Here is a 24,978-nt window from a genome sequence, read left to right as displayed (position 1 = left end):
GCGCAGCGCGTAAATAGCATTTCCGCAGGAAGACGCTGTTTGCCGGGCGGTGCCCACGCAGGTATCGTCGCGGCGATACTCAAAAATCGATAATGGCATTCTCACAAGTGTGAAGCAGACAAGGAGGGCGCTGTGCCGTCATTCCGGCGCCGCGAGTCGGTGATCGACGCGGACCGCGTCGAAAAACCGCCGCAGGACGACCCTGAGCAGCGGTCGGCGGACTCGGAGGAGGCGCTGCGCCTCGCCGAGGAGGCGGAGGCCGAAGCGGCAGAGGCCGAGGCCATCGCGGCCGCCGCCCGCGCTCGCGCCAAGGCCATCCGGTTGCGCAGGCAGGCCGCCCAGACCGAGGACTCCAAGACCCGGGAGGCGCCAGGTTCGGAGGCGGACGAGGTCGCCGAACCGGCCGCGGGGCGGGCGTCCGAGGCGACGACCACCGACACCGTGCCCGACGACGAGGTTCGCTCGGAGGCGGACGCCGCGGCGACCGAGACCGCTGACGACGCGGCCGAGACCGACGTGGCCACGGACTCGGCCGAGTCCGACGAGACGGAGGCGCCGAAGCGATCCCGCCGTCTGCGCATGCCGCGATTCAGGTGGAAGATCGTCGCCGCGGTGGTGGCCGTCATCCTGATCCTGGCGTTCGGCGCCGCGAGCGGATTCATGGTGTGGCAGCACCGGCTGGTGCAGCAGGAGCAGCAGCGCACCGCCGAATTCACCGCCGCCGCGCGGCAGAGTGTCGTGACCCTGATGTCGTTGGACTTCAACCGGGCCCAGGAGGACGTGCAGCGGATCATCGACAACTCGACGGGTCAGTTCAGGGACGACTTCGAGGCCCAGGCCGAGGACTTCACCCAGGTCGCCAAGGATTCCAAGGTGGTCACCGAGGTCACCGTCAACACCGCCGCGCTGACGTCGATGACGGACACCAACGCCACCGCGCTGGTGTCGGCCACCTCGAGGGTCACCAACACCGCGGGTGCCAACCAGGAGCCTCGCTCATGGCGCCTGAAGGTGGATCTGGTCCGCGAGGGTGACCAGATCAAGATGTCGAAAGTCGAGTTCGTACCGTGAGCGCCGAAGCCAAACCCGACGACACCGACGTGAAGACCGCGGTCTCCGACGAACCGGAATCGACAGCCGTCGAACCGGAGTCGACGGCGGCCGAAGAGACGCAAGCCGCCGAGACGAGCCGGCCGAAGCCGCTGAATGGCGTGCGCAGGCATCTGGGTGCGATTCTGCTGACGCTTCTGCTGGTGATTTCGGCGGGTGTCGCCGCATGGCTCTACTTCTTCCAGTTTCGAGCCGACCAGCAGGTCGACGCAGACGCCCAGCGTGTCGCACTGGAAGCGGCGAAGTCGGGCACGGTGGCACTGTTGTCGTACGCCCCGGACTCGATGGAGCAGGACTTCACGAACGCCAAGTCGCAGCTGACGGGTGACTTCCTGAACTACTACACGCAGTTCACCGAGCAGATCGTGACCCCGGCGGTCAAAGAGAAGCAGGTCAAAACCAGCGCTGCCGTCGTGGAAGCCGGCGTCGCCGAAATGCATCCTGACACCGCGGTGGTGCTGGTGTTCGTCAACCAGACCACGGTCAGCAAGGAGAACCCTGACGGGGCCTTCGCGGCGAGCGCGGTCAAGGTCGGCCTGACCAAATCCGATGGGCGCTGGCTGATCAACAAGTTCGACCCCGTGTAGCGTCGCCGCCGTGACGGCGCTCCCGGGCCAATCCTTCGCGGCGGTCGTGACGGTGCTGGCCGTCGACAACGCGGCACCGTCGCTCGAACCGGTGGCGGGGCGGTCGCCCCTGTCGCGCGTCGTGCGCGACTGCCTGCAAGCGGTCGCCGATCCTGCCGCCGTCGTGGTGGCGGTCGCCGAACATCTCGCCGACGACGCACGCGCCGTGCTCGACCGTGACGGATCGGGTGCCGTCGGCCTCGTGGTGGTCGCCGGTGCCGCCACCCGGGCCCACTGCTTGACTGCGGCACTGAAAAAGGTTGCGGCCGAGCCGGTTTCGGCGTCACTCGTGCTCGTCTACGATGTCCGCCAGCCCCTGACGCCTCCGAATTTGCGGGATCGGGTCGTCGAGCGCCTGATGCAGGGAGCTTCCGTCGTGCTGCCGGTGCTGCCGGTCACCGACAGCGTGAAGGCGATCGACGAGCGCGGTGTCGTCACCGCCTCACTGGATCGCTCGACGCTTCAGACCGTGCAATATCCCCGAGGTTTCGCCGCCGACCACCTCGGCGGGCTGCTCGCCGGGTCGGGCGGGGAGTTCGACGAGGTCGCCGAGGCGATCCGATCGCCCGTGCCGGTTGACACGGTCGACGGTGATGCCGAGGCCGTCACGGTCGACCTCCCACACGACGGTCTGCTGCTGGAGGCCGTCATCGCGAGCCGCGACGCACGCTGAGTGTCGCCAACAGATGTTCGGCGGTCGCGATGTCGCGGGCGTAGGTGACCTTGATGTTGTGCGGCTCGCCCGGAAACGTCTGCACCGCAATGTCGGTGAACGCCTCGACGCACGACGACGTGTCCGTGCCCTCGAACCGGTGGCGTTCCGAGTTGCGGTACGCGGCGAGCAGGGGTGCGGCCCGGAACGCCTGCGGTGTCTGAACCCGGACCAGCGCGGCTCCGCCGGCCGGCCGCCGCAGTGTGGTGGTCACCGCGTCCGGGAGCGGCAACGCCGGTATCGCACCGCCGGATTCGCGGGCGACCGCGAGTGCGCGGGTGAACATCTCGGGGCCGGCCATCGGTCGCGCCGCGTCGTGGATGAGCACGACGTCGATGCGTGCGGACTCGATGTCGGTCTGTAGATGGCGGAGGACGTTGAGCTCGGAATGATGCCGGGTGTCGCCCCCCTCGACGAGTTCCACATCGGTGGTGGGCAATTCGCGTGCAACCATGGCCCGTGCCAGCGCGAGCTCACCCTTGCGGTGCACCAGCACGATGCGATCGACTTCCGGCACCTTCGTCAGCGTTTCGAGCGACCACGCGGCCATCGGTCGACCCGCGACGGGGAGATAGGCCTTGTTGCCATCGGCGCCGACCCTGGTGCCCAAGCCCGCCGCGAGCACGACGGCCACGGCGGACGGCGGCGCTTCGGGCTCCCGCACAGTCACCTGTGTATCTTGGCACCGATCGTTTCGGCGCCTCATGGCCCGGGTACGCCGTTTCGCATGCCGAAGACATCCAAGAGCGGCAGCGCCCGCAAGAGTGAACTGCCCAGCACACTGCAGAAGTCGGACGCCAAGGCCCAGCGGACCTTCGCCAAGGCCCATGACGCCGCTGCCGAAGAGTACGGCGAAGGCGAACGCGCGCACCGTGTCGCCTACAGCGCGCTCAAGCACAGCTACGAGAAGGTCGGCGACCACTGGGAGGCGAAGTCCGAGAAGGGCCCCTCCGATGAGCGCGCGCGCAGCGGCGGCCCGAACGCCAAGGGCGACACCGCCGAGGGCGTGGACGCCAACGCCTCCAAGAAGCACCTCATGGAACTCGCCCGGCGCCTGGACATTTCGGGTCGGTCATCCATGACCAAGGATGAGCTGGTCTCGGCGATCAAGAAGGCCAACCGCCGCGAAACCGCCCGCGGCCGCTGACGGATCGCTCCAGTCAGTCGCCGCCGCCGCTGCGAGTATCCAGCCCCTCCAGCAGCATCCGCTCCTGCTCGATCCTCATCACCCGGCGGGCTTTGCCCCCGGTGATGAGGATGCCGACGACTGCGAACGCCCAGATCGCGTACTGCACGGTCCAGGCCACCCGGAACGCGTCGTGGGAGAAACCGCCCGTCGCGTCGAGGATCGCGCCCATCGCCTGCATCACCAGCAGGGACGCGATGAAGCCACCCATGTTGACCAGGCCGGAAGCGGTTCCGAGCGTGGCGCTGGGGTTGAAGGTGCGGGCGAAGTCGAAGCCGACCATCGAGCCGGGTCCGCCCACCGAGATCACGACGATCAGCACCACGAGCAGCCACAGCGGCGCCCTGTCGGGTAACGCCAGCACCACCGTCCACATCACCGCGTTGCTGGCGATGATGGCCAGGACCAGGCGCGAGCGCCGGTGTGGCCGGCGCCCGGTGAAGATGCCGATCAGCACCCCCGCCGAGATCGCGGCTACGACAGAGACCGTCAACAGCAGCCCGGCCACACCGGCCGACAGGCCTTGCGCATTGGTCAGATAGGGAACTCCCCACATCAGCGCGAACACGGTCACCGAGAACTGGGTGCCCATGTGGGTGAAGAACCCGAGTCGGGTACCGGGTCGCAACCAGACGGTCTTGACGCTGGCCAGCGTCTCCCGCACGGACACGGTGTCGATGTCGATCGCGTTGCCGTGCGGGGTGTTCTTCACCAGCGCCGCGGTGAGAGCCATCGACATGACACCGACCGCGGCCACCGACACGTAGGCCGTGGTCCAGCCCCATGCGTTCAGGACCGCGAAGAACGGAACCGCCGACAACACCTGGCCCAGCTGGCCGCAGATGCCGGTCAGCTGTGTCACCAGCGGAACCTGGCGGGGGGTGAACCAGTGCGGGACGAGCCGCAGGACCGAGATGAACGTGAAGGCGTCGCCGAGGCCCACCACCGCGCGCGCCCCGATGGCGGTGGGCAGCGATTCGGTGAACGCGAGCGTGAGTTGGCCGCCCGACATCAGCGCGGCACCCACCAGGATCAGCGTCTTGGAACCGAAGCGGTCCAGCAGAACCCCGGCAGGCACCTGTGCCGCGGCGTAGACGATGACCTGCAGCACGACGAACGTCGAAAGCACGCTCGGGCTGGCGTGGAACCGCTCGGCCGCATCGAGGCCGGACACGCCCAACGTGGTGCGGTCGAGAACCGCGACGATGTACGCCAACAGGCCGGTGGCCCAGACGATCCAGGGACGCACACCGAACCTTCCTCGCCGGCGATCAATAAGTCTGACTTTTCCATGGTTCCGCACCGCCGTGCGACAACGCCAATCCCGTGGCGGTGAATTCCCTCACCGTGCGACCGCGTCACTGAATATAGTTGGCTGGCAGCGCGCCTTGCGTGCACATTTTTTCGGGCGCGTTGATTATCAGCCCTGATAGAGGCGGTGCAACCGGCCGGTCGGCGGGCTGCAGTCGCCGCGACCATAATTCGCTCGCAAACCTGTGAGCCGTTAAAGTGATCGCATGAACCGTCGCGTGGCCGCACCGGCACGTGCTGCGGCCGGGGTTCGCGACGTTGGCTGAGTACCGCCTCGACGAGCTGGCGCGAATCTCCGGTGTCAGCGCCCGCAACATTCGTGCGTATCGCGAGCGGGGATTGCTGGACCCGCCGCGGCGCGTCGGCCGGTCGGCGTTCTACGACGACTACCACTTGTCGCAGTTGCGCACCATCAAACAGCTGCATCGCCGCGGCTTCAACTCCACCCATATCGCCGAGTTCTTCGCCAGCCTGCGTGAGGGCGCAGACCTTGCCGACATCCTCGGAATCCAGCGGACCGTGTTGGAGCCGCAATCGGAAGCGGACGTCCGGGGAACGTCCGAGGCCGCAGCGGCGGACGAGGACGGGCTCGGGATCGGCGCCGACAGCGAGGAGGCGCGGCGGCTGGTCGAGTACGGCTTGGCGCAGATGGTCGACGGCGTTGTGGTGGTGTCCGACACCGCGGTCAGAGACGCGGTGGCGCAGTCGGCGGATCCGCTCGTGTCCGTTCGCGCGCTGCTGCACATCGCCGAGGCCACCGGCCCAGCGGTCGACGCTTTGGCGGTTCAGTTCGTCGCCGCCCTCGACGACTTCGTCGCGGCACGCCTGGGCGCGGATCACGCGCCGACGCCGGAGGGCGGCGATGAGCTCGCGCGGACGGTGCGCGAGTTCGGCGACCTGTGGACCAGCGTCGTGTCCTCACGGGTGGACGAGGCGCTGCAGCGCCACATGTCCGCCGCCGACCCGAAATACAGCGGGGGCCGCATGCTCACACCGCGGCAGCGCGGGCCGCTCACCCGGTGATCTGCCGCCATTTTTCGACCCACTCGTCATAGTCGGTGCAGTCGTCCCCGCGGCCGTCGACGCACTTGCGCTGCGGTGTGGTCCAGTAATGGATCTTGGCGGCGAATCTCGCGTCGGTGGCGTGGTAGAGGTCGCAGAAGTCGCGCTCGGTGGTGTGGTCGCACGCTTGCGCATTGGCCGGCGCCTCGCCGAAGAACTCGGCGGCCTCGGCGTTGACCTCCGGTGAGGAGATCCAGTTCAACCACTTGTACATGCAGTTCGGGTGCGCCGCCTTCGACGAGATCATCCAGGTGTCCGACCAACCCGTGGACCCCTCGACGGGCAGCACCGTGTTGACCGGAACCCTGTTGCGCGCACCGATCGTGTTGGCGATCACCTGCCAGGTGGTGCCGATGACCGACGCGCCGGACTCGAAGGCCTCCACCTCTTTGAGGTAGTCCGACCAGTACACGCCGATGTTCTCGCGTTGTTTTTCGAGCAGTTGCACTGCGGCGTCGAGCTGCCGGTCGTCGAGTGAATACGGATCGTCGATGCCCAACTCCGGTCGCTTCTTCGACAGGTAGAGCGCCGCGTCGGCGATGTAGATGGGCGAGTCGTACGCGGTGACCTTGCCGCGGTACTTGTCGGCATCGTCGAAGACGGCCGCCCAGGAGTTCGGCGCGTCCCGCACGACCGCGATGTTGTACATCAGCAGATTGGCGCCCCACCCGTGCGGGATGCCGTACATCTGGCCGTCGACCGAATTCCACGGCTGGTCCTTGAGGAACCCGGAGATCGATTCGTAGTGGGGAACCAGTGCGGTGTTGACGGGGGCCACATCGCCCGCGTAGATGAGGCGAAGGGTCGCGTCCCCGGAAGCCGACACCCCGTCGTACCGCCCGCTGCGCATCAACTCGACCATTTCGTCGGACGTGTCGCCGAGCGTCACCTCGGTCTGGCATCCGGTCTGGCGCTCGAACGGCGTCACCCAGTCGGCTTGCGCGTCGTTGGAGCCGTCCTCGGCATAGCCGGCCCAGGCGATCAGGTTGAGTCGACCCTCGCCCTCGCCGACCGAGCTGAGCGGTTCCATGTTCGGTGGCTCCTGGCCGCCGGGGGACCGCTCCGCACGCGAACATCCAGAAGTCAGCGCGAGGACCAGAACGGCACAGCAGATGAGCGTCAAACCGGTTCGCGCGGCGGTGGCCGGCCTGCGCGCCATGGGTTTCACTCCTCGGTCGATCGGCGGATCGTCGAACCGTGCCACCCGATGATTTCGCGTTTCGGCTTAGCTCGGCAACGCCGCGCCGCAACACCGAAAATTGATGCAGCTGTTGCTGGTGACATCGGAGTGAATGCTGTGACAGCTGTCGTATCCTGTGGCACGTGTCAGGATCACGGCCGGTTTCGCGGCGGACCGTCCTCAAAGGCGCGGTTGCCGCGCCGGCCGCGCTCGTCGTCGGCACCGGCGTGCCCGCCGGTCCCGCGTCGGCGGCGCCGCTCGGCATTCTCCTCGACTACGCCGCAGGTGTGCTCAAGGCCAGCGACATTCGAGCGGCGGGCGCCATGGGGGCGATACGTTACGTCTCCGACCGGCGACCCGGAGGGGCCTGGATGCTCGGCAAGCCGATCCAATTGGCCGAGGCGCGCGACCTGTACCAAGCCGGTCTCAAGATCGCGTCCTGCTATCAGTACGGCAAGAAGGACACCGCCGACTGGCTCGGCGGCCAGAACGCGGGCGTCGCCCACGCGAAGCGCGGATGGGAGCTGCACGTCGCCGCCGGCGGGCCCCAGGGTGCCCCGATCTATGCCTCGATCGATGACAATCCGACCTACGAGCAGTACAAACAGCAGGTGGCGCCGTATCTGCGGGGCTGGGAAGCGGTGCTTGGCAAGCAACGCGTCGGCGTCTACGCGAACTCGAAGACGATCGAGTGGGCGCTGCAGGACGGCATCGGGACGTACTTCTGGCAGCACAACTGGGGATCGCCGGGGAAGGTCGCACACGCGGCCGCCCATCTTCATCAGGTCGAGATCGACAGCCGGTCGATCGCAGGCGTCGGGGTGGACATCAACCACATCCTCAAGCCGCAATTTGGGCAGTGGGACTAAACCTTACCGATCAGTAAGTACGTTCAGCAAACTTTTCTCGGTGGCCGGGGGCGCCGAGAAGACAAATCGCACCCGACTGTCTCGTCTGAGCTCGACGCTGCCGCTGGTGAGGCGCGTCGAAAATTTCTTTATAACGATTTGGTAACAAAACTGCCTTGATCAGGGCACTTCTGCCTACTCGACCGTAACCACCTTCATGCAGGACGTTTGTCCGGAATGTCTTCGGCCGGTGCCGAACCGCACGTTATCCAACGGCTGGTTACCCGAGCGTAGAACCCGTCAGTAACCATTTCGGGCGCGAAATCGAGCGTCCTTCTTATGACACTCTTAGTACGGCTGGAGTGCACGGAAGGCGGTTCGGTGGGGTCACGAGACACCTCGGAAGACCGCAGAATCGCCCGACCGGGCCAGCCGGATTCGACGCCGAATCGCGTGGCGCCGCGGCAGGAAGCCGGGAGCCATCGGAGCTTCTGAGACGACAGCCGACGAAGAGCATGACGCGGGACAGAGGGAGACAACGAGACGTGACGATCAACGAGCAGCACCGGGTGACCACCAACCGCACGGCTGGAGCGGCCCATGCCGGTAATCAGGCCCTCGTCGATCGACTGAACGCCGGTGAGCCCTACGCCGTGGCCTTCGGCGGCCAGGGCGGCGCGTGGCTGGAGAACCTCGAGGAGTTGGTCAGCTCGGCCGGCATCGAGTCGGAACTCAGCGAGGTGGTCGGGGAGGCCGCACTTCTCCTCGAGCCCGTGGCGCGCGAATTGGTCGTGGTGCGCCCGATCGGTTTCGAGCCGCTGCAGTGGGTGCGTGCGCTGGCCGCCGACGAGCCGCTGCCGGCGACGAAGCAACTCATCACCGCGGCCATCTCCGGGCCGGGCATCCTGCTGGCACAGATGGCCGCGATCCGCGCCGCCGTCCGCCAGGGTCTCGATCTGCACGGCGCCCCGCCGGTGGCGATGGCCGGGCACTCGCAGGGGATCATGGCCTGCGAGTCGTTGCGGTCGCGAGGCGCCAATGACGCCGAACTCCTGGCGCTGCTGCAGCTGATCGGCGCGGCCGGGTCGCTGGTCTCCCGCCGGCGCGGCATGGTGGGGCGCGGCGACAAGTCACCGATGGTGTCGGTGACCAACGTCGATCCCGACCGCATCGCCGAGCTGCTCGAAGAGTTCTCCCAGGATGTGCGCACGGTGCTGCCCCCGGTGCTGTCGATCCGCAACGGCAGGCGTTCGGTCGTCATCACCGGCACCCCTGAGCAGCTCGGGCGGTTCGAGCTCTACTGCTCCAAGATCACCGAGAAGGAAGAAGCCGAGCGCAAGAACAAGGTTCGCGGTGGCGCAATCTTCAGCCCGGTCTTCCACGGCGTGCAGGTCGAGGTCGGCTTCCACACGCCGCGGCTGGCAGACGGCGTAGAGGTGGTCGACGGTTGGGCCGCCAAGTGCGGAATCGACCCCGATCTCGCCCACGAGATGACCGAGGCGATCTTCGTGCGCCCGATCGACTGGGTCGCCGAGGTGGAGCGCCTGCACGAGGCCGGCGCGAAATGGATCGTCGACCTGGGCCCCAGCGACACCGTGACCCGGCTGACCGCCCCGATCATCCGGGGACTTGGTGTGGGCATCGTGCCGGCTGCCACGCGGGTGGGACAGCGCAACCTGTTCACCGTCGGCGCGGAACCCGAGGTGCCGCCGGCGTGGTCGAGCTACGCGCCGACCACCGTGCAGTTGCCCGACGGTGCGGTGAAGCTGTCGACGAAGTTCACCCGCCTCACCGGGCGCTCGCCGATCCTGCTCGCGGGCATGACCCCCACGACCGTCGACGCCAAGATCGTCGCGGCCGCGGCCAATGCGGGGCACTGGGCCGAACTCGCCGGCGGCGGACAGGTCACCGAGGAAATCTTCACCGAGCGCATCGCGGAGCTGACCGCGCTGCTCGAGCCGGGCCGCGCGGTCCAGTTCAACTCGCTGTTCCTCGATCCCTACCTGTGGAAGCTGCAGCTGGGCGGCAAGCGCCTGGTGCAGCGGGCCCGTCAGTCGGGCGCCCCCATCGACGGTGTCGTGGTCTCCGCGGGCATCCCCGAGCTGGAGGAAGCCGTCGAGCTCATCGACGAACTGAACACCGTCGGCATCAAGCACGTGGTGTTCAAGCCCGGCACGGTCGACCAGATCAAGTCGGTCATCAAGATCGCAGCCGAGGTGCCGAACAAGGACGTCATCGTGCACATCGAGGGCGGCCGCGCCGGTGGGCACCACTCGTGGGAGGACCTCGACGACCTGCTCCTGAGCACCTACGGCGAGCTGCGCAAGCTGTCGAACATCACCGTCTGCGTCGGTGGCGGCATCGGCACCCCCGAGCGTGCGGCCGAGTACCTGTCCGGCCGCTGGGCCACCGAATACGGGTTCCCGACGATGCCGGTCGACGGCATCCTCGTCGGCACCGCGGCAATGGCCACGCTGGAGGCCACCACGTCACCGGCCGTCAAGCAGATGCTGGTCGAGACCACCGGAACCGACCACTGGATCAGCGCCGGAAAAGCCCAGGGCGGCATGGCTTCCAGCCGCAGCCAGCTCGGTGCGGACATCCACGAGATCGACAACGCCGCCTCGCGGTGCGGCCGGCTGCTCGACGAGGTCGCCGGGGACGCCGACGCGGTGGCGGAGCGGCGCGACGAGATCATCGCGGCGATGGGCACCACCTGCAAGCCGTACTTCGGCGACATCGGGGAGATGACCTACCTGCAGTGGCTGCGGCGCTACGTCGAGTTGGCCATCGGCGACGACGACAGCACCGCGGACACCAAACTGCCCGGCAGTCCCTGGCTGGCCGACACCTGGCGCGAACGGTTCGCCGAGATGCTGCACCGCGCCGAAGCCCGACTGCACCCGCACGACTCGGGCCCCATCCCGACGCTGTTCAATGACGCTGCGCTGCTGGACGATCCGGCCCGCGCGATCGCGACTCTGGTGTCGCGCTATCCCGAGGCCGAGACGCTGCGGCTGCACCCGGCCGACGTACCGTGGTTCGTCACGCTGTGCAAGAAGCCGGGTAAGCCGGTCAACTTCGTCCCGGTGATCGATAAGGATGTGCGGCGGTGGTGGCGCAGTGACTCGCTGTGGCAGGCCCACGACGCCCGCTACACCGCCGACCAGGTGTGCATCATTCCCGGAACCCAGGCCGTCGCGGGCATCACTCGCGTCGACGAGCCCGTCGGTGAGCTGCTCGACCGTTTCGAGCAGGCCGCCATCGACGAGGCGGTGGCCGTCAACGGCCAACCCGTGCCGGTGGTGTCGCGCCGGCAGGCGCGCGCCGACGTCACCGGTCCGCTTGCGGTGGTGCTGGATTCGCCCGACGTGTTGTGGGCAGGCCGCGTCGCGATCAACCCGGTGCATCGGATCGGCGGCCCGGACGAGTGGCAGGCCAACGAGAACAGAAGCGCGACCCACCCGTCCACCGGTGCTCGTCTCGAGCTCAGCGGTGAGCGCGTGACGCTGAGCGTCCCGCTGTCCGACATCTGGATCGACATCCCCTTCACCTTGCCGTCATGCACGGTCAACGGCGGCATGCCGGTCGTCACCGTCGAAGACGCCTCGGCCGCAATGCGTTCCGTGCTGGCCATCGCCGCCGGTGTCGATGGCCCCGACGCTCTGCCGCCGGTGCACGACAACACCGCGACGGTGACCGCGGACTGGGACCCCGAACGGGTCGCCGACCACACCGGGGTCACCGCGGCGTTCGGCGCCCCGCTGGCGCCGGGCCTGACGCTGGTGCCCGACGCGCTCGTCGGCTACTGCTGGCCCGCGGTGTTCGCGGCCATCGGATCGGCGATCACCGACGACGGTTTCCCCGTCGTCGAGGGGCTGCTGAGCCTGGTCCACCTCGACCACGCTGCTCACCTGCTGACGCAGATGCCCAAGGAACGGGCCGAATTGACCGTCACCGCAACGGCTTCGGCTGCCAGCGACACCGAGTATGGGCGTGTCGTACCGGTGACGGTGCAGATCCGCGACGCCGAAGGCGCGTTGCTGGCCAAGCTCGAGGAACGCTTCGCGATCCGCGGACGCACCGGCGCCGCCGAACTCGGCGACCCGCCGCGCGCGGGCGGTGCGGTCACCGACAACGCGACCGACACCCAGCGTCGTCGCCGCCGTGACGTCACGGTCACCGCACCCACCGACATGAGCGCGTTCGCCGTCGTGTCGGGAGACCACAACCCAATTCACACCGACCGCGCCGCCGCCCTGCTCGCGGGGCTGAAATCGCCCATCGTGCACGGCATGTGGCTGTCGGCCGCTGCGCAGCACGTCGTGGCCGCGACCGACGGCAGGCCCGCCCCGCCGGCCCGCGTGGTGGGCTGGACGTCGCGGTTCCTCGGCATGGTGCTGCCGGGAGACGACATCGAGTTCCGCGTCGACCGCGTCGGAATCGACCGCGGCGCCGAGATTCTCGAGATCACCGCCAAGGTCGCCGGCGAGCTCGTGATGTCGGCGACGGCCCAGTTGGCCGCGCCGAAAACCGTCTACGCATTTCCCGGCCAGGGCATCCAACACAAAGGCATGGGCATGGAGGTGCGGGCCCGGTCGAAGGCGGCCCGCAAGGTGTGGGATACCGCCGACAAGTTCACCCGCGAGACGCTGGGCTTCTCCGTGCTGCACGTGGTGCGGGACAACCCGACCAGCCTGATCGCCAGTGGTGTGCACTATCACCATCCCGACGGTGTGCTGTTCCTGACGCAGTTCACCCAGGTCGCCATGGCGACCGTGGCCGCTGCCCAGGTCGCCGAGATGCGGGAACAGGGCGCGTTCGTCGAGGGCGCGATCGCCTGCGGTCACTCCGTCGGCGAGTACACCGCGCTCGCGTGTGTCAGCGGCGTCTACGAGCTCGAGGCGCTGCTCGAGGTGGTGTTCCACCGCGGCAGCAAGATGCACGACATCGTGCCGCGCGACCACCTCGGCCGGTCGAACTACCGGCTGGCCGCTATCCGGCCCTCGCAGATCGACCTGGACGACGCCGACGTCAAGGCGTTCGTCGCCGAGATCTCCGAACGTACCGGTGAATTTCTGGAAATCGTGAACTTCAACCTGCGCGGTTCGCAGTACGCGATCGCCGGCACGGTGCGCGGGCTCGAGGCGCTGGAGGAGGAGGTCGAGCGGCGTCGCGAGATCAGCGGCGGCAAGCGTTCGTTCATCCTGGTGCCCGGTATCGACGTGCCCTTCCACTCCTCGGTGCTGCGGGTCGGCGTCGCTGACTTCCGCCGCTCACTGGAGCGGGTGATGCCCCGTGATCAGGATCCGGACCTGATCGTCGGCAAGTACATCCCGAACCTGGTGCCGCGGCCCTTCACGCTCGATCGCGATTTCATTCAGGAGATCCGGGATCTGGTGCCGGCCGAACCGCTCGACGAGATCCTCGCCGACTACGACACCTGGCGTAACGAGAAGCCGCGCGAGCTGTGCCGCAAGATCGTCATCGAACTGCTGGCGTGGCAGTTCGCCAGCCCGGTGCGCTGGATCGAGACCCAGGACCTGTTGTTCATCGAGGAGGCCGCGGGCGGTCTGGGGATCGAGCGCTTCGTCGAGATCGGCGTGAAGTCCGCGCCGACGGTCGCGGGGCTGGCCGCCAACACGCTCAAGCTGCCCGAATATTCGCACAGCACAACCGAAGTGCTGAACTCGGAACGGGACGCGGCGGTGCTCTTCGCCACCGACGCCGACCCCGAACCCGAAATCGACGAGACTCCGGCTCCCGCTTCCGGGGCCGGCCCCGCATCCGTCGAGGCGGCCGCACCGGCCGCACCGGCCGCACCGGCCGCATCGGCACCGGCACCGGCAGCGCCGGCCGGCGCTCCCAGCCCGTCTGTCGCGCCCGCCGGCGCTCCCAGCCCGTCTGTCGCGCCCGCCGGCGCTCCGCGCCCCGACGACCTGACCTTCGATGCCGCCGACGCCACCATGGCGCTGATCGCGCTGTCGGCCAAGATGCGCATCGACCAGATCGAGCCCTTGGATTCCATCGAGTCGATCACCGACGGTGCGTCTTCGCGGCGTAACCAGTTGCTGGTCGACCTCGGCTCCGAGCTCAACCTCGGTGCCATCGACGGGGCGGGCGAGGCCGACCTGGCCGCGTTGAAGGGGCAGGTCACCAAGCTGGCCAGGACCTACAAGCCGTTCGGGCCCGTGCTGTCCGACGCGGTCAACGACCAGCTGCGCACCGTTTTCGGGCCGTCCGGTAAACGTCCGGCCTACATCGGCGAGCGGGTCACCAAGACCTGGGAGCTGGGTCCGGGCTGGATCAAGCACGTCACCGTCGAGGTGGCGTTGGGAACCCGCGAGGGCACCAGCGTGCGCGGTGGCGAGCTGGGTGGCCTGCACGAGGGTGCGCTGGCCGACGCGGGAACCGTCGACAAGGTCATCGACAGCGCGGTCGCCTCGGTGGCGGCCCGCCGCGGTGTGGCGGTGTCTCTGCCGTCGGCGGCGGGAAGCAGTGGGGGCGTGGTCGATTCCGCGGCGCTGACCGAGTTCGCCGAAAGGGTCACGGGCCGCGACGGTGTGCTGGCCTCGGCGGCGCGGATGATTTTGGGTCAACTCGGACTCGACACCCCGACCCCGGTGCCGGAGGCCACCGATGCCGAGCTCATCGATCTGGTCAGCGCCGAATTGGGTTCGGACTGGCCACGTCTGGTGGCGCCGGCGTTCGACGGCCGCAAGGCGGTGCTCTTCGACGACCGCTGGGCCAGCGCCCGCGAGGACCTGGCTCGGCTGTGGTTGTACGACGAGGACGAGATCGACAGAGACTGGCAGCGGCTCTCGGAACGCTTCGAGGGCGCCGGCCACGTGGTCGGAACTCAGGCCACCTGGTGGCAGGGCAAGGCGCTGGCGGCGGGGCGCAACATTCACGCCTCGCTGTACGGTCGCGCGGCCGCGGGTGCCGAGAATCCGGGCACCGGCCGTTACCACCACGAGGTCGCCGTCGTCACGGGTGCATCCAAGGGTTCGATTGCCGCGTCGGTGGTCGCACAGTTGCTCGACGGTGGCGCCACCGTCATCGCGACGACGTCGAAACTGGACGACGACCGGCTGGCGTTCTACCGCACTCTCTATCGCGACCATGCCCGTTGGAACGCCAAATTGTGGGTGGTGCCCGCCAACATGGCCTCCTACACCGACATCGACGCGCTGGTGCAGTGGGTCGGCACCGAGCAGACCGAAAGCCTTGGGCCGCAGTCGATCCACATCAAGGATGCTCAGACGCCGACGCTGCTGTTCCCGTTCGCCGCGCCGCGGGTCGCGGGCGACCTGTCCGACGCCGGGTCGCGCGCCGAGATGGAGATGAAGGTGCTGCTGTGGGCGGTGCAGCGGCTGATCGCCGGCCTGTCCCACATCGGCGCCGAGCGCGACATCGCCGCACGCCTGCACGTCGTGCTACCGGGTTCGCCGAACCGCGGTATGTTCGGCGGCGACGGCGCCTATGGCGAGGCGAAGTCCTCGCTCGATGCGCTGGTCTCGCGATGGAAGGCCGAATCGTCGTGGGCGCAGCGGGTTTCGCTTGCGCACGCGCTGATCGGCTGGACCAAGGGGACGGGCCTGATGGGCCACAACGACGCGATCGTCGGTGCGGTCGAAGAGGCCGGTGTGCGCACGTTCACCACCGACGAGATGGCGAGCATGCTGCTCGGGCTGTGCGATATCGAAGCCAAGGTCGCCGCGGCGCGTGAGCCGCTGCAGGCGGACTTCACCGGCGGGCTGGCCGATGTCGACATCGACATGGCCGAGCTGGCCGCCAAGGCCCGCGAAGAGATGGTGGCCGAGAGCCACACCGAGGAAACCGATCCCGAGGGCACCGTGCGCGCCCTGCCGTCGCCGCCACGCGGTTACAAATCCGCGCCGGCGCCCGAGTGGGCCGACCTCGACATCGATCCCGCCGACATGGTGGTGATCGTCGGCGGCGCCGAACTCGGGCCGTACGGTTCCTCGCGCACCCGTTTCGAGATGGAGGTCGAAAACGAGCTGTCGGCCGCCGGTGTCCTGGAGCTGGCATGGACGACCGGACTGGTCAAGTGGGAAGACGATCCCACGCCGGGCTGGTACGACACCGGGACCGGTGAGCTGGTCGACGAGGGCGAGTTGGTGGAGCGCTACCACGACGCCGTGGTCGATCGGGTCGGCATCCGCGAATGGGTGGACGACGGAGCGATCGACCCGGATCACGCCTCACCGCTTCTGGTTTCGGTCTTCCTCGACAAGGACTTCACCTTCGTGGTGTCGTCGGAGGCCGAGGCCCGCGGATTCCTGAAGTTCGATCCGGAGCACACAGTGATCGCTCCGGTGCCTGACAGCGGCGATTGGCAGGTGACCCGTAAGGCGGGCACCGAGGTGCGGGTCCCGCGCAAGGTCAAGCTGTCGCGCACCGTGGGCGCCCAGATCCCGACCGGGTTCGACCCGATGGTGTACGGCGTCAGCCAGGAGATGATGAACTCCATTGACCGGCTGGCGATCTGGAACCTCGTCACCACGGTCGACGCGTTCCTGTCGGCGGGCTTCAGCCCGAGCGAGCTGATGCGCTGGGTGCATCCGAGTCTGGTAGCCAGCACGCAGGGCACCGGCATGGGCGGTATGACGTCGATGCAGACGATGTACCACGGCAACTTGTTGGGCCGGAACAAGCCGAACGACATCCTGCAGGAGGTCCTGCCGAACGTCATCGCCGGACACGTCGTCCAGAGTTATGTCGGCAGTTACGGAGCCATGATCCACCCGGTCGGGGCCTGTGCGACGGCGGCCATCTCGGTCGAGGAGGGCGTCGACAAGATCAAGCTGGGCAAGGCCGAGTTCGTGGTCGCCGGCGGATACGACGACACGACCCTCGAGGCGGTCATCGGGTTCGGCGACATGGCCGCGACCGCGGACACCGCGATGATGCGGGCCCGCGGAATCAGCGACTCGAAGTTCTCCCGCGCCAACGACCGTCGTCGGCTCGGGTTCGTCGAGGGACAGGGCGGCGGCACCATTCTGCTGGCCCGCGGTGATCTCGCGCTCAAGATGGGGCTGCCCGTGCTGGCCGTGGTGGGCTACGTGTCGTCGTTCGGCGACGGTGTGCACACCTCGATCCCGGCGCCCGGCCTCGGTGCGCTGGCGGCCGGCCGCGGGGGTCGCAAGTCGCAGCTGGCCAATTCGCTAGCCGAGCTCGGCGTCGGACCCGACGACATCGCGGTGGTGTCCAAGCACGACACCTCGACGCTCGCCAACGATCCCAACGAGACCGAGCTGCACGAGCGGCTGGCCGACGCGCTGGGCCGCTCCGAGGGCGCACCGCTGTTCGTGGTGTCGCAGAAGAGCCTGACCGGTCACTCCAAGGGCGGCGCGGCAGCATTCCAGATGATGGGGCTGTGCCAGATCCTGCGCGACGGCGTCATTCCGCCCAACCGCAGCCTGGACTGTGTCGACGACGAGCTCGCCGGCTCCGCGCACATGGTGTGGCTGCGGGAGACCTTGCACTTCGGCGGTTCGTTCCCCCTGAAGGCGGGGCTGATCACCAGCCTGGGCTTCGGCCACGTGTCCGGTCTGATCGCGCTGGTGCATCCGCAGGCGTTCCTGGCCGCGCTGAGCCCCGAGCAGCGCGCGGACTACAAGCAGCGTGCCGATGCCCGGGTACTGGCCGGTCAACATCGGCTCGCATCGGCGATCGCCGGGGGCAAGTCGCTGTACGAGCGGCCGGCCGACCGTCGGTTCGGCCACGACGCACCCGAGAAGCGGCAGGAAGCCGACATGCTTCTCGATCCGGCATCGCGGCTCGGCGACGACGACGTGTACGTGCCCGGCGGAAGCGGGCGATGAGCGCTTGCGCGACGAGCGGAGGGTATGAGATAGCGTTCGGCCCATGGCGATAGTCGGGGTGGGGATCGACCTGGTCTCCATTCCCGAGTTCGCCGAACAGGTCGACCAGCCGGGGACGGTTTTCGCCGAGACGTTCACCCCCGGTGAGCGGCGCGACGCCGCCGACAAGAGCTCGTCGGCGGCGCGGCATCTGGCCGCGCGGTGGGCGGCCAAGGAGGCGGTCATCAAGGCGTGGTCGGGGTCGCGGTTCTCCAAGCGGCCGGTGCTGCCCGAGGGTATCCACCGCGACATCGAGGTCATCACCGACATGTGGGGTCGGCCGAAGGTGCGGCTGTCCGGCGCGATCGCCGAGCACTTGAAGAACGTGACGATTCACTTGTCGTTGACCCACGAGGCCGACACCGCCGCCGCGGTCGCCATCCTCGAAGAGCGCTGACCCTCCACTGCCGCGAGCGGCCGCGTTCCCCTCGCAAGCGGTGGGCCCAGCACGTCGACACGCCGCACCTTGCTGGCAGTTTGCGGTCGCTCGCGGTGGATGACTGACCAGCTAGTGTCGTCGCCATGAGCGATCTGGTGCAGCGGGTGCATGAGGTGTTGCCCGAGGTTCGGCGCGATCTGGAAGATCTGGTGCGCATCGAGTCGGTGTGGGCGGACCCGACGCGGCGCAGTGAAGTGCAGCGCAGCGCTGAGGCGGTGGCGAAGCTGTTGACCGACGCCGGTTTCGGCGATGTGCAGATCGTCAGTGAAGGCGGTGCGCCCGCGGTCATCGCACGTTATCCCGCGCCGGCCGGTGCGCCGACGGTGCTGCTGTACGCGCATCACGATGTGCAACCCGAAGGCGATCCGGCGCAATGGCTTTCACCGCCGTTCGAGCCGACCGAGCGCGACGGGCGGCTCTACGGTCGGGGCACCGCCGACGACAAAGCCGGCATTGCAACGCATTTGGCGGCTTTCCGGGCGCACGGCGGCAAACCGCCCGTCGGCGTCACCGTCTTCGTCGAAGGGGAGGAGGAGTCGGGCTCTCCGTCACTGTCGCGGCTACTGGCCGCCCACCACGACACCCTGGCCTCCGATGTGATCGTCATCGCCGACTCCGACAACTGGAGCACCGACGTGCCGTCGCTGACGGTGTCGCTGCGTGGGCTCGTCGACTGCGTGGTCGAGGTGGCCACGCTCGACCACGGCCTGCACTCCGGGCTGTGGGGCGGCGTGGTGCCCGACGCGGTGAGCGTGCTGGTGCGGCTGCTGGCCAGCCTGCACGATGACGACGGCAACGTCGCGGTGGCCGGCCTGCACGAAGGTGTGGCCGCCGACGTCGACTTTCCACCCGAGCGTGTCCGAGAGGAGACCGGCCTGCTGCCGGGTGTCTCCGAAATCGGTTCCGGCTCAGTGCCGCAACGGTTGTGGGCCAAACCGGCGATCACCATCATCGGCATCGACACGACGCCCATCGACAAGTCGTCGAACACCTTGATCCCGCGGGCGCGGGCCAAGGTCAGCATGCGCATCGCGCCCGGCGCTGAAGTTGAACAGCACATGGCGGCGCTGACGAGCCATCTCGAGCAGCACGCCCCGTGGGGTGCCCAGGTGACCGTCACCCGGGGCGATCACGGACAGCCCTACGCCATCGACGCCACCGGCCCGGTCTATGACGCCGCCCGCGCGGCCTTCACCGAGGCCTGGGGCGCCGAGCCCGTCCACACCGGTGTCGGCGGTTCGATCCCGTTCATCGCCGAGTTCGCCGACGCTTTCCCGTCGGCGAAGATTCTGGTGACCGGCGTGGAAGATCCTGCGACACAAGCGCACAGCGTCAACGAGAGCCTGCACCTCGGGGTGTTGGAACGCGCCGCCGTGTCCGAGGCCCTGCTGCTGGCCCGATTGGGCGAGAACCGGTCAAACGGACAGGTCGCGCCGTAGCTTGGCGACATGTCCGGTCGCGCGGACGTTGTACTGCGCCTCGGCGATCTTGCCCTTCTCGTCGACGACGAACGTCGACCGGATCACGCCCTGAACGGTTTTGCCGTACATCGTCTTTTCGCCAAAAGCGCCCCACGCGGTGAGCACCTCGCGATCGGGGTCCGACAGCAGCGGGAAGGTCAGCTTCTCCTTGTCGCGGAACTTGGCCAGCTTCTCCGGCGTGTCCGGTGAGATGCCGATGACGTCGAGCCCGGCGTCGTTGAGCTCATGGAGGTTGTCGCGGAAGTCGCAGGCCTGTTTGGTGCAGCCGGGGGTTGAGGCCGCCGGATAGAAGTACACGATGACCTTGCGGCCCTTGAAGTCGGAGAGCTTCACCGTGTTGCCGTCGGCGTCGGGCAGGCTGAAAGCAGGGGCTCTGTCGCCGACCTCGAGTCGGGGAGTCTGTGGCACGCGCGGGCATCCCTTCTGTCGACCGGTGCGCTACGGCGAGCGCGGGCTGCTCTAGGGTAGATCGGCAGGCTCTATCGCAGGGCACCGACTTGGACGGCTTGGAGGCGCACGTGGCAGATCGCGATCCCGAGACCATCAAGCGGGACATCGATCAAGCTCGGGAGCAACTCGCGGCGACGGTGGACACCCTCGCCGAACGTGCCAACCCCAGCCGGTTGCTCGACGATGCCAAGTCGGCGGCAATCCGATTTGTGACCAAACCCGCAGTGGCGGCGTCGCTTGCCGGCGTTGGAATCGTGGCGCTCGTACTCGTGGTGCGCCGGATTCGGGACTGAGCGAGCGCTCTCAGCGCCGTCGCGGAGAGCGGAACAGGTCGGAGAACGAGAAACCAGGGGGATTGGCGACCCGGCCGAGCCGGTTGCAGCTGTAGACCGCGACCGGGATCTGGGCAGTTACATCGGCCGACGCTCCCGCGCCCGCCGCGTCTGCCGCAAATGAACCGCTTGGCTGGGCCATCAGCTAAGTCCCTTTTTCCTTCCGGCGTTTTGCTGTTCTCGCGCTTCTCGTAGGTCAGCTAACGTGACTGTAGCAGACCGACTTCTTTCATTGCAGCTCGAACCGTAGAAAGTCGAGTCGAACAGCGTCTCCGCAACGGCACAGAAGGTGAGACATTCGTCTCCATAAGGTTGCTTATGTAGTCCGCAGCACACTTCGAGGGTCGGCCAGCAAATTTGTGGCCAGAATTTACGCGACTGTGATCTGGCAACGTCGGCCACCGACGGTGCGTGCCAGGCGTCGCACAAAAAGAACGCGACCGTGACGGTTTGTCACGGTCGCACTCGATCGAAGCTGGTGCGCCGTCAGGGTTTCGAACCCCGGACCCGCTGATTAAGAGTCAGCTGCTCTACCAACTGAGCTAACGGCGCGCGGGTGCGACAATAACAGGACTTGCTGTGCAGGACGAAATCTCTGTCGCCGACGTCGCTTCGACGACGTCCACGTCGCAACCCGGACTCGAATTTGCCCCTAGACTGTTGCTGATAACCATCGATCCGTAGTCCCTGGTTGTGAGGTGTGTGAGCAATGTGGCGAGTCCGTTCAGTGGCCCGTCCGCGTCGACGTGCATGGTTGGTGACCGTTGCGCTGATCCCGGTGCTGGCGCTGGGGTTGTCCGCGTGCGGGGGTAACTCGGCGCCATCGCAACCCCAGGTGATCGACGACAAGGGCACGCCGTTCGGAGACCTGCTCGTCCCCAAGCTGACCGCGTCGGTGACCGACGGCGCCGTCGGCGTGAGCGTGGACTCGCCGGTGACCGTCAGCGCGGAGGACGGGGTGCTCGAAGCGGTCACCATGGTGAACGAGTCCGGCAAGTCCGTCGCGGGCGCGTTGAGCCCCGACGGGCTGACGTGGTCGACCACCGAGCCGCTGGGCTACAACAAGCGCTACACGCTGACGGCGGAATCGCTCGGGCTCGGCGGCGCCACGACCAGGCGGATGTCCTTTGAGACCCATTCGCCCGAGAACCTGACCATGCCGTACGTGCTGCCCAACAACGGCGAAGTGGTCGGCGTCGGACAACCGGTCGCCGTCCGGTTCGACGAGAACATCACCAACCGGGTGGCCGCGCAGAAGGCCATCAAGATCAAGACCGATCCTCCGGTCGAGGGCGCCTTCTACTGGCTGAACAACCAGGAGGTGCGGTGGCGGCCCGCGAACTACTGGAAGCCCGGCACCAAGGTCGACGTCGCGGTGAACACCTACGGCGTCGATCTCGGGGACGGCCTCTTCGGCCAGGAGAACGTCAGCACGAGCTTCACGATCGGCGATGAGGTGATCACCACCGTCGACGACAGCACCAAGACGCTGACGGTCAAGCGCAACGGCGAGGTCGTCAAGACGATGCCGGTGTCGATGGGCAAGAACAGCACGCCCACCAACAACGGCGTCTACATCGTCGGTGACCGGCGCTCGCACATGGTGATGGACTCGTCGACCTACGGCGTTCCGGTCAACTCCGCCAACGGGTATCGCACCGAGGTGGATTGGGCCACCCAGATCTCCTACAGCGGCATCTATGTCCACGCCGCGCCGTGGTCGGTGGGCAGCCAGGGCTACAGCAACGTCAGCCACGGCTGCATCAACGTCAGCACGAGCGACGGCCGGTGGTTCCATGACAACTCCAAGCGCGGTGACGTCGTCGAGATCATCAACACGGTCGGGTCGACGCTGCCGGGCACCGATGGTCTGGGCGACTGGAACATCCCCTGGGATCAGTGGAAGGCCGGCAACGCCAACCTCTGATGTGAGTGGCTGACGACCCCACCGCCCCACGACGCCCAGCGCCGAAGCCGATCAGCGTCGCGCCGATCGTGAAACCCGGACGGAAAGCGCCGCGCTGGATTTGCCATGGGTTCACACATGAATGTCGTGAAGCCGCCCAGCGCCCGAAAAAAGGGTCAGGGAGCGAACATTCGCTCCCTGACCCAGTCGGGGTGGCTGACGGGACTCGAACCCGCGACAGCCAGGATCACAACCTGGTGCTCTACCAACTGAACTACAGCCACCATCGCCGCGAACCCGGGTGGGCAGAGCGGCGACGTCGATACTAGCCGCTCGAACGCTCGGCGGCCGAATCGATGTCTTCCGGGCTCTCGTCCGGCGGCCCCAATTCCTCGGCGACGGCCGCGATATCGCTGGTCGACGGCCCGGGCGGGGCTACGAACGCGGTGCGGCGGTAGTACTTCAGTTCACGGATCGACTCGTGGATGTCGGCGAGCGCCCGGTGCGCGAGGCCCTTTTCGGGCTGACCGAAATAGATGCGCGGATACCAACGTCGGCACAGCTCCTTGATCGAGCTCACGTCGATCATCCGGTAGTGCAGGTAGTCGTCGAGCTTGGGCATGTCACGGGAGATGAAGCCGCGGTCGGTGGCGATCGAGTTGCCGGCCAACGGCGCCGTCTTGGCCTGTTTGACGTGGGTGCGGATGTAATCGAGGACGAGCTCCTCGGCCTCGGCCACGGTGACGCTGGACGCGCGCACCTCGTCGATCAGCCCCGACTTGGTGTGCATCTCGGTGACCACCGGGATCATCGACGCCAACGCTTCGTCGTCGGTGTGGATGACGACGTCGATGCCGTCGCCGAGGATGTTGAGGTCAGCGTCGGTCACCAGCACGGCGATTTCGATGAGCCGATCGGTCTTGAGATCCAGCCCGGTCATTTCGCAGTCGATCCACACCAGTTCGTCGCGCACGACGATCACAGTAAGCCTTGCCGGGGTGTGCGGCCCGTTGCACCCGTCCGTCGGGTACGTCGCGGGCGTTAGGGTGCCGGTCATGGCCAGTGAGTCCACGTCCACGCCGGCACAGCAGATCGCAGCAGGTTACGCCGCCGAGGGGGCGGCTCTGGAGCTCGGCGCGGTCGTCGTCGACGGGGTGTGCGACCCGGCCGCCCCGGTACGAATTCCGCTGGCCACCGTCAACCGCCACGGGCTGGTGGCCGGCGCAACCGGCACCGGCAAGACGAAAACTCTTCAGGTGCTGGCCGAACAGCTCTCGGCAGCGGGCGTGCCGTGCGTGATGGCCGACGTCAAGGGGGACCTCTCGGGGCTCTCGCGGCCCGCCGAGCCCAACGACAACATCGCCGCGCGCGCGGCCGAGACCGGCGACGACTGGGCGCCGACGGCCTATCCGGTCGAGTTCCTGTCGCTGGGCACCGCGGGAATCGGGGTGCCGGTGCGGGCGACGATCTCCAGCTTCGGCCCCATTCTGCTGTCGAAGGTGCTCGGGCTGAACGCCACCCAGGAGTCGACGCTGGGCCTGATCTTTCACTGGGCAGACCAGCAGGGGCTGTCGCTGCTCGACCTCAAGGACCTGCGCGCGGTGATCCAGTACCTCACCAGCGACGAGGGCAAGCCCGAGCTCAAGGCGCTCGGCGCGGTGTCCACCACGACCGCGGGGGTGATCCTGCGGGCGCTGATCAACCTGGAGGCCGACGGCGGCGACACCTTCTTCGGCGAGCCCGAACTCGAGCCCGAGGACCTGCTGAGGGTCGACGAGCAGGGCCGCGGCATCATCACGCTGCTCGAGCTCGGCAGCCAGGCCGCACGTCCGGTGATGTTCTCCACCTTCCTGATGTGGGTGCTCGCCGACCTGTTCGCGACGCTTCCGGAGGTCGGCGATCTGGAGAAACCGAAGCTGGTGTTCTTCTTCGACGAGGCCCACCTGCTGTTCACCGACGCGTCCAAAGCGTTTATGGAACAGGTCGAGCAGACCGTGAAGCTGATCCGGTCCAAAGGAGTCGGCGTGTTCTTCTGCACACAACTGCCGACCGATGTTCCCAACGACGTGCTCTCCCAATTGGGTGCCCGTATCCAGCACGCACTGCGCGCGTTCACGCCCGACGACGACAAGGCGTTGGCCAAGACGGTGCGAACGTACCCGAAAACCGATGTGTACGACCTGAAGTCGGCCTTGACGTCGCTGGGCATCGGCGAGGCGATCGTCACCGTGCTGTCGGAGAAGGGCGCCCCGACCCCGGTGGCGTGGACCCGGATGCGAGCGCCGCGCTCGCTTATGGCCACCATCGGTCCCGAAGCGATTTCCGCCGCCGCGAAAGCCAGTGCGCTGCAGGCAGAATACGGCCAGACCATCGACCGCGAGTCGGCTTACGAGCGGCTCAACGCGAAACTGGCCCCGCCACCCGCCCCCGAGCCCGATCCCGTGCCGC

The 24,978-nt window shown here is 67.6% G+C and carries 17 protein-coding genes and 2 tRNA genes; 12 read left to right on the top strand and 7 right to left on the bottom strand.

Features of this window, described 5'->3' with window-relative positions; genetic code table 11:
- Positions 1–132: 132 nt before the first annotated feature.
- The 3 genes from AU197_RS21105 to AU197_RS21095 are packed head-to-tail and all read left to right on the top strand — an operon-like array spanning position 133 to position 2,409.
- On the top strand, positions 133–1,071 hold the full coding sequence (locus AU197_RS21105) for an Rv1363c family protein (RefSeq protein ID WP_064405137.1): 939 nt from the start codon (positions 133–135) through the stop codon (positions 1,069–1,071).
- A complete protein-coding gene (locus AU197_RS21100) occupies positions 1,068–1,697 on the top strand; it encodes an Rv1363c family protein (RefSeq protein ID WP_082696788.1) in 630 nt (209 codons plus the stop codon). The genes AU197_RS21105 and AU197_RS21100 overlap by 4 nt, the downstream gene beginning before the upstream one ends.
- A 10-nt stretch (positions 1,698–1,707) precedes the next feature.
- Positions 1,708–2,409, top strand: a complete 702-nt coding sequence (locus tag AU197_RS21095) for an IspD/TarI family cytidylyltransferase (RefSeq protein ID WP_064405135.1) — start codon at positions 1,708–1,710, stop codon at positions 2,407–2,409.
- On the opposite strand, the gene AU197_RS21090 is transcribed toward AU197_RS21095, so the two are convergent.
- Complete coding sequence (locus AU197_RS21090; RefSeq protein ID WP_502687897.1) at positions 2,384–3,118, bottom strand: IspD/TarI family cytidylyltransferase; 735 nt, start codon at positions 3,116–3,118, stop codon at positions 2,384–2,386. The genes AU197_RS21095 and AU197_RS21090 overlap by 26 nt on opposite strands.
- Positions 3,119–3,175: 57 nt before the next feature.
- On the opposite strand from AU197_RS21090, the gene AU197_RS21085 reads away from it, so the two are divergent.
- Positions 3,176–3,595, top strand: a complete 420-nt coding sequence (locus tag AU197_RS21085) for a ChaB family protein (protein ID WP_064405133.1) — start codon at positions 3,176–3,178, stop codon at positions 3,593–3,595.
- A 13-nt stretch (positions 3,596–3,608) separates the two neighbouring features.
- Here the strand turns inward: AU197_RS21085 and AU197_RS21080 are convergent, their stop codons facing one another.
- The gene (locus AU197_RS21080; RefSeq protein ID WP_064405130.1) at positions 3,609–4,883 is read right to left on the bottom strand and encodes an MFS transporter; all 1,275 of its coding nucleotides are present in this window, start codon (positions 4,881–4,883) and stop codon (positions 3,609–3,611) included.
- Positions 4,884–5,203: 320 nt separating this feature from the next.
- On the opposite strand from AU197_RS21080, the gene AU197_RS21075 reads away from it, so the two are divergent.
- Entirely contained in the window at positions 5,204–5,968 is a 765-nt protein-coding gene (locus AU197_RS21075) for a MerR family transcriptional regulator (protein WP_064405559.1), read from the top strand.
- Here AU197_RS21075 and AU197_RS21070 read toward each other — a convergent pair.
- Complete coding sequence (locus AU197_RS21070) at positions 5,958–7,166, bottom strand: ABC transporter substrate-binding protein (RefSeq protein ID WP_064405558.1); 1,209 nt, start codon at positions 7,164–7,166, stop codon at positions 5,958–5,960. The genes AU197_RS21075 and AU197_RS21070 overlap by 11 nt on opposite strands.
- 164 nt (positions 7,167–7,330) lie before the next feature.
- On the opposite strand from AU197_RS21070, the gene AU197_RS21065 reads away from it, so the two are divergent.
- The 4 genes from AU197_RS21065 (at position 7,331) to AU197_RS21050 (ending at position 19,800) form a co-directional block, all read left to right on the top strand.
- Complete coding sequence (locus AU197_RS21065; protein ID WP_064405129.1) at positions 7,331–8,056, top strand: DUF1906 domain-containing protein; 726 nt, start codon at positions 7,331–7,333, stop codon at positions 8,054–8,056.
- Positions 8,057–8,580: 524 nt separating this feature from the next.
- Positions 8,581–17,883: a type I polyketide synthase gene (locus AU197_RS21060; protein WP_064405126.1), complete on the top strand. Its 9,303-nt coding sequence runs from the start codon at positions 8,581–8,583 to the stop codon at positions 17,881–17,883.
- 43 nt (positions 17,884–17,926) lie between these two features.
- On the top strand, positions 17,927–18,319 hold the full coding sequence (acpS, locus tag AU197_RS21055) for a holo-ACP synthase AcpS (protein WP_064405125.1): 393 nt from the start codon (positions 17,927–17,929) through the stop codon (positions 18,317–18,319).
- 125 nt (positions 18,320–18,444) lie between these two features.
- Positions 18,445–19,800 carry a dipeptidase gene (locus tag AU197_RS21050; protein ID WP_064405123.1) on the top strand — a complete coding sequence of 452 codons (1,356 nt, stop codon included), beginning with the start codon at positions 18,445–18,447 and terminating at the stop codon, positions 19,798–19,800.
- Here the strand turns inward: AU197_RS21050 and bcp are convergent.
- A complete protein-coding gene (gene bcp / locus AU197_RS21045; RefSeq protein ID WP_064405120.1) occupies positions 19,777–20,250 on the bottom strand; it encodes a thioredoxin-dependent thiol peroxidase in 474 nt (157 codons plus the stop codon). The two genes, AU197_RS21050 and bcp, sit on opposite strands and share 24 nt — an antisense overlap.
- Positions 20,251–20,360: 110 nt before the next feature.
- Here bcp and AU197_RS21040 point away from each other — a divergent pair, with 110 nt between their 5' ends.
- Positions 20,361–20,585, top strand: a complete 225-nt coding sequence (locus tag AU197_RS21040) for a DUF3618 domain-containing protein (protein WP_064405556.1) — start codon at positions 20,361–20,363, stop codon at positions 20,583–20,585.
- 515 nt (positions 20,586–21,100) lie between these two features.
- Here AU197_RS21040 and AU197_RS21035 read toward each other — a convergent pair.
- Positions 21,101–21,176, bottom strand: a tRNA-Lys gene (locus AU197_RS21035).
- A 157-nt stretch (positions 21,177–21,333) separates the two neighbouring features.
- Here AU197_RS21035 and AU197_RS21030 point away from each other — a divergent pair.
- Entirely contained in the window at positions 21,334–22,551 is a 1,218-nt protein-coding gene (locus AU197_RS21030; protein ID WP_064405118.1) for a L,D-transpeptidase, read from the top strand.
- Between the two features lie 190 nt (positions 22,552–22,741).
- On the opposite strand, the gene AU197_RS21025 is transcribed toward AU197_RS21030, so the two are convergent.
- Both AU197_RS21025 and orn read right to left on the bottom strand, forming a co-directional pair.
- Positions 22,742–22,814, bottom strand: a tRNA-His gene (locus AU197_RS21025).
- Positions 22,815–22,855: 41 nt separating this feature from the next.
- The gene (orn, locus tag AU197_RS21020; protein ID WP_064405117.1) at positions 22,856–23,503 is read right to left on the bottom strand and encodes an oligoribonuclease; all 648 of its coding nucleotides are present in this window, start codon (positions 23,501–23,503) and stop codon (positions 22,856–22,858) included.
- Between the two features lie 82 nt (positions 23,504–23,585).
- Here orn and AU197_RS21015 point away from each other — a divergent pair.
- The coding region (locus AU197_RS21015) for a helicase HerA-like domain-containing protein (protein ID WP_064405555.1) at positions 23,586–24,978 on the top strand (1,393 nt) is incomplete at its 3' end.

This window comes from Mycobacterium sp. IS-1590, assembly GCF_001500025.1.
Classification (GTDB): Bacteria; Actinomycetota; Actinomycetes; order Mycobacteriales; family Mycobacteriaceae; genus Mycobacterium.
The sequence above is the reverse complement of the archived record's forward strand: the minus strand, read 5'-3'. Positions and strand labels throughout refer to the sequence as shown.

What these genes read in the sequence shown, in the direction of transcription:
- acpS (WP_064405125.1), top strand. Translation starts at nt 17,927, where the DNA reads ATGGCGATAGTCGGGGTGGGGATCGACCTGGTCTCCATTCCCGAGTTC.
- AU197_RS21030 (WP_064405118.1), top strand. Translation starts at nt 21,334, where the DNA reads ATGTGGCGAGTCCGTTCAGTGGCCCGTCCGCGTCGACGTGCATGGTTG.
- AU197_RS21070 (WP_064405558.1), bottom strand. Translation starts at nt 7,166, where the DNA reads ATGGCGCGCAGGCCGGCCACCGCCGCGCGAACCGGTTTGACGCTCATC.
- AU197_RS21050 (WP_064405123.1), top strand. Translation starts at nt 18,445, where the DNA reads ATGAGCGATCTGGTGCAGCGGGTGCATGAGGTGTTGCCCGAGGTTCGG.
- AU197_RS21085 (WP_064405133.1), top strand. Translation starts at nt 3,176, where the DNA reads ATGCCGAAGACATCCAAGAGCGGCAGCGCCCGCAAGAGTGAACTGCCC.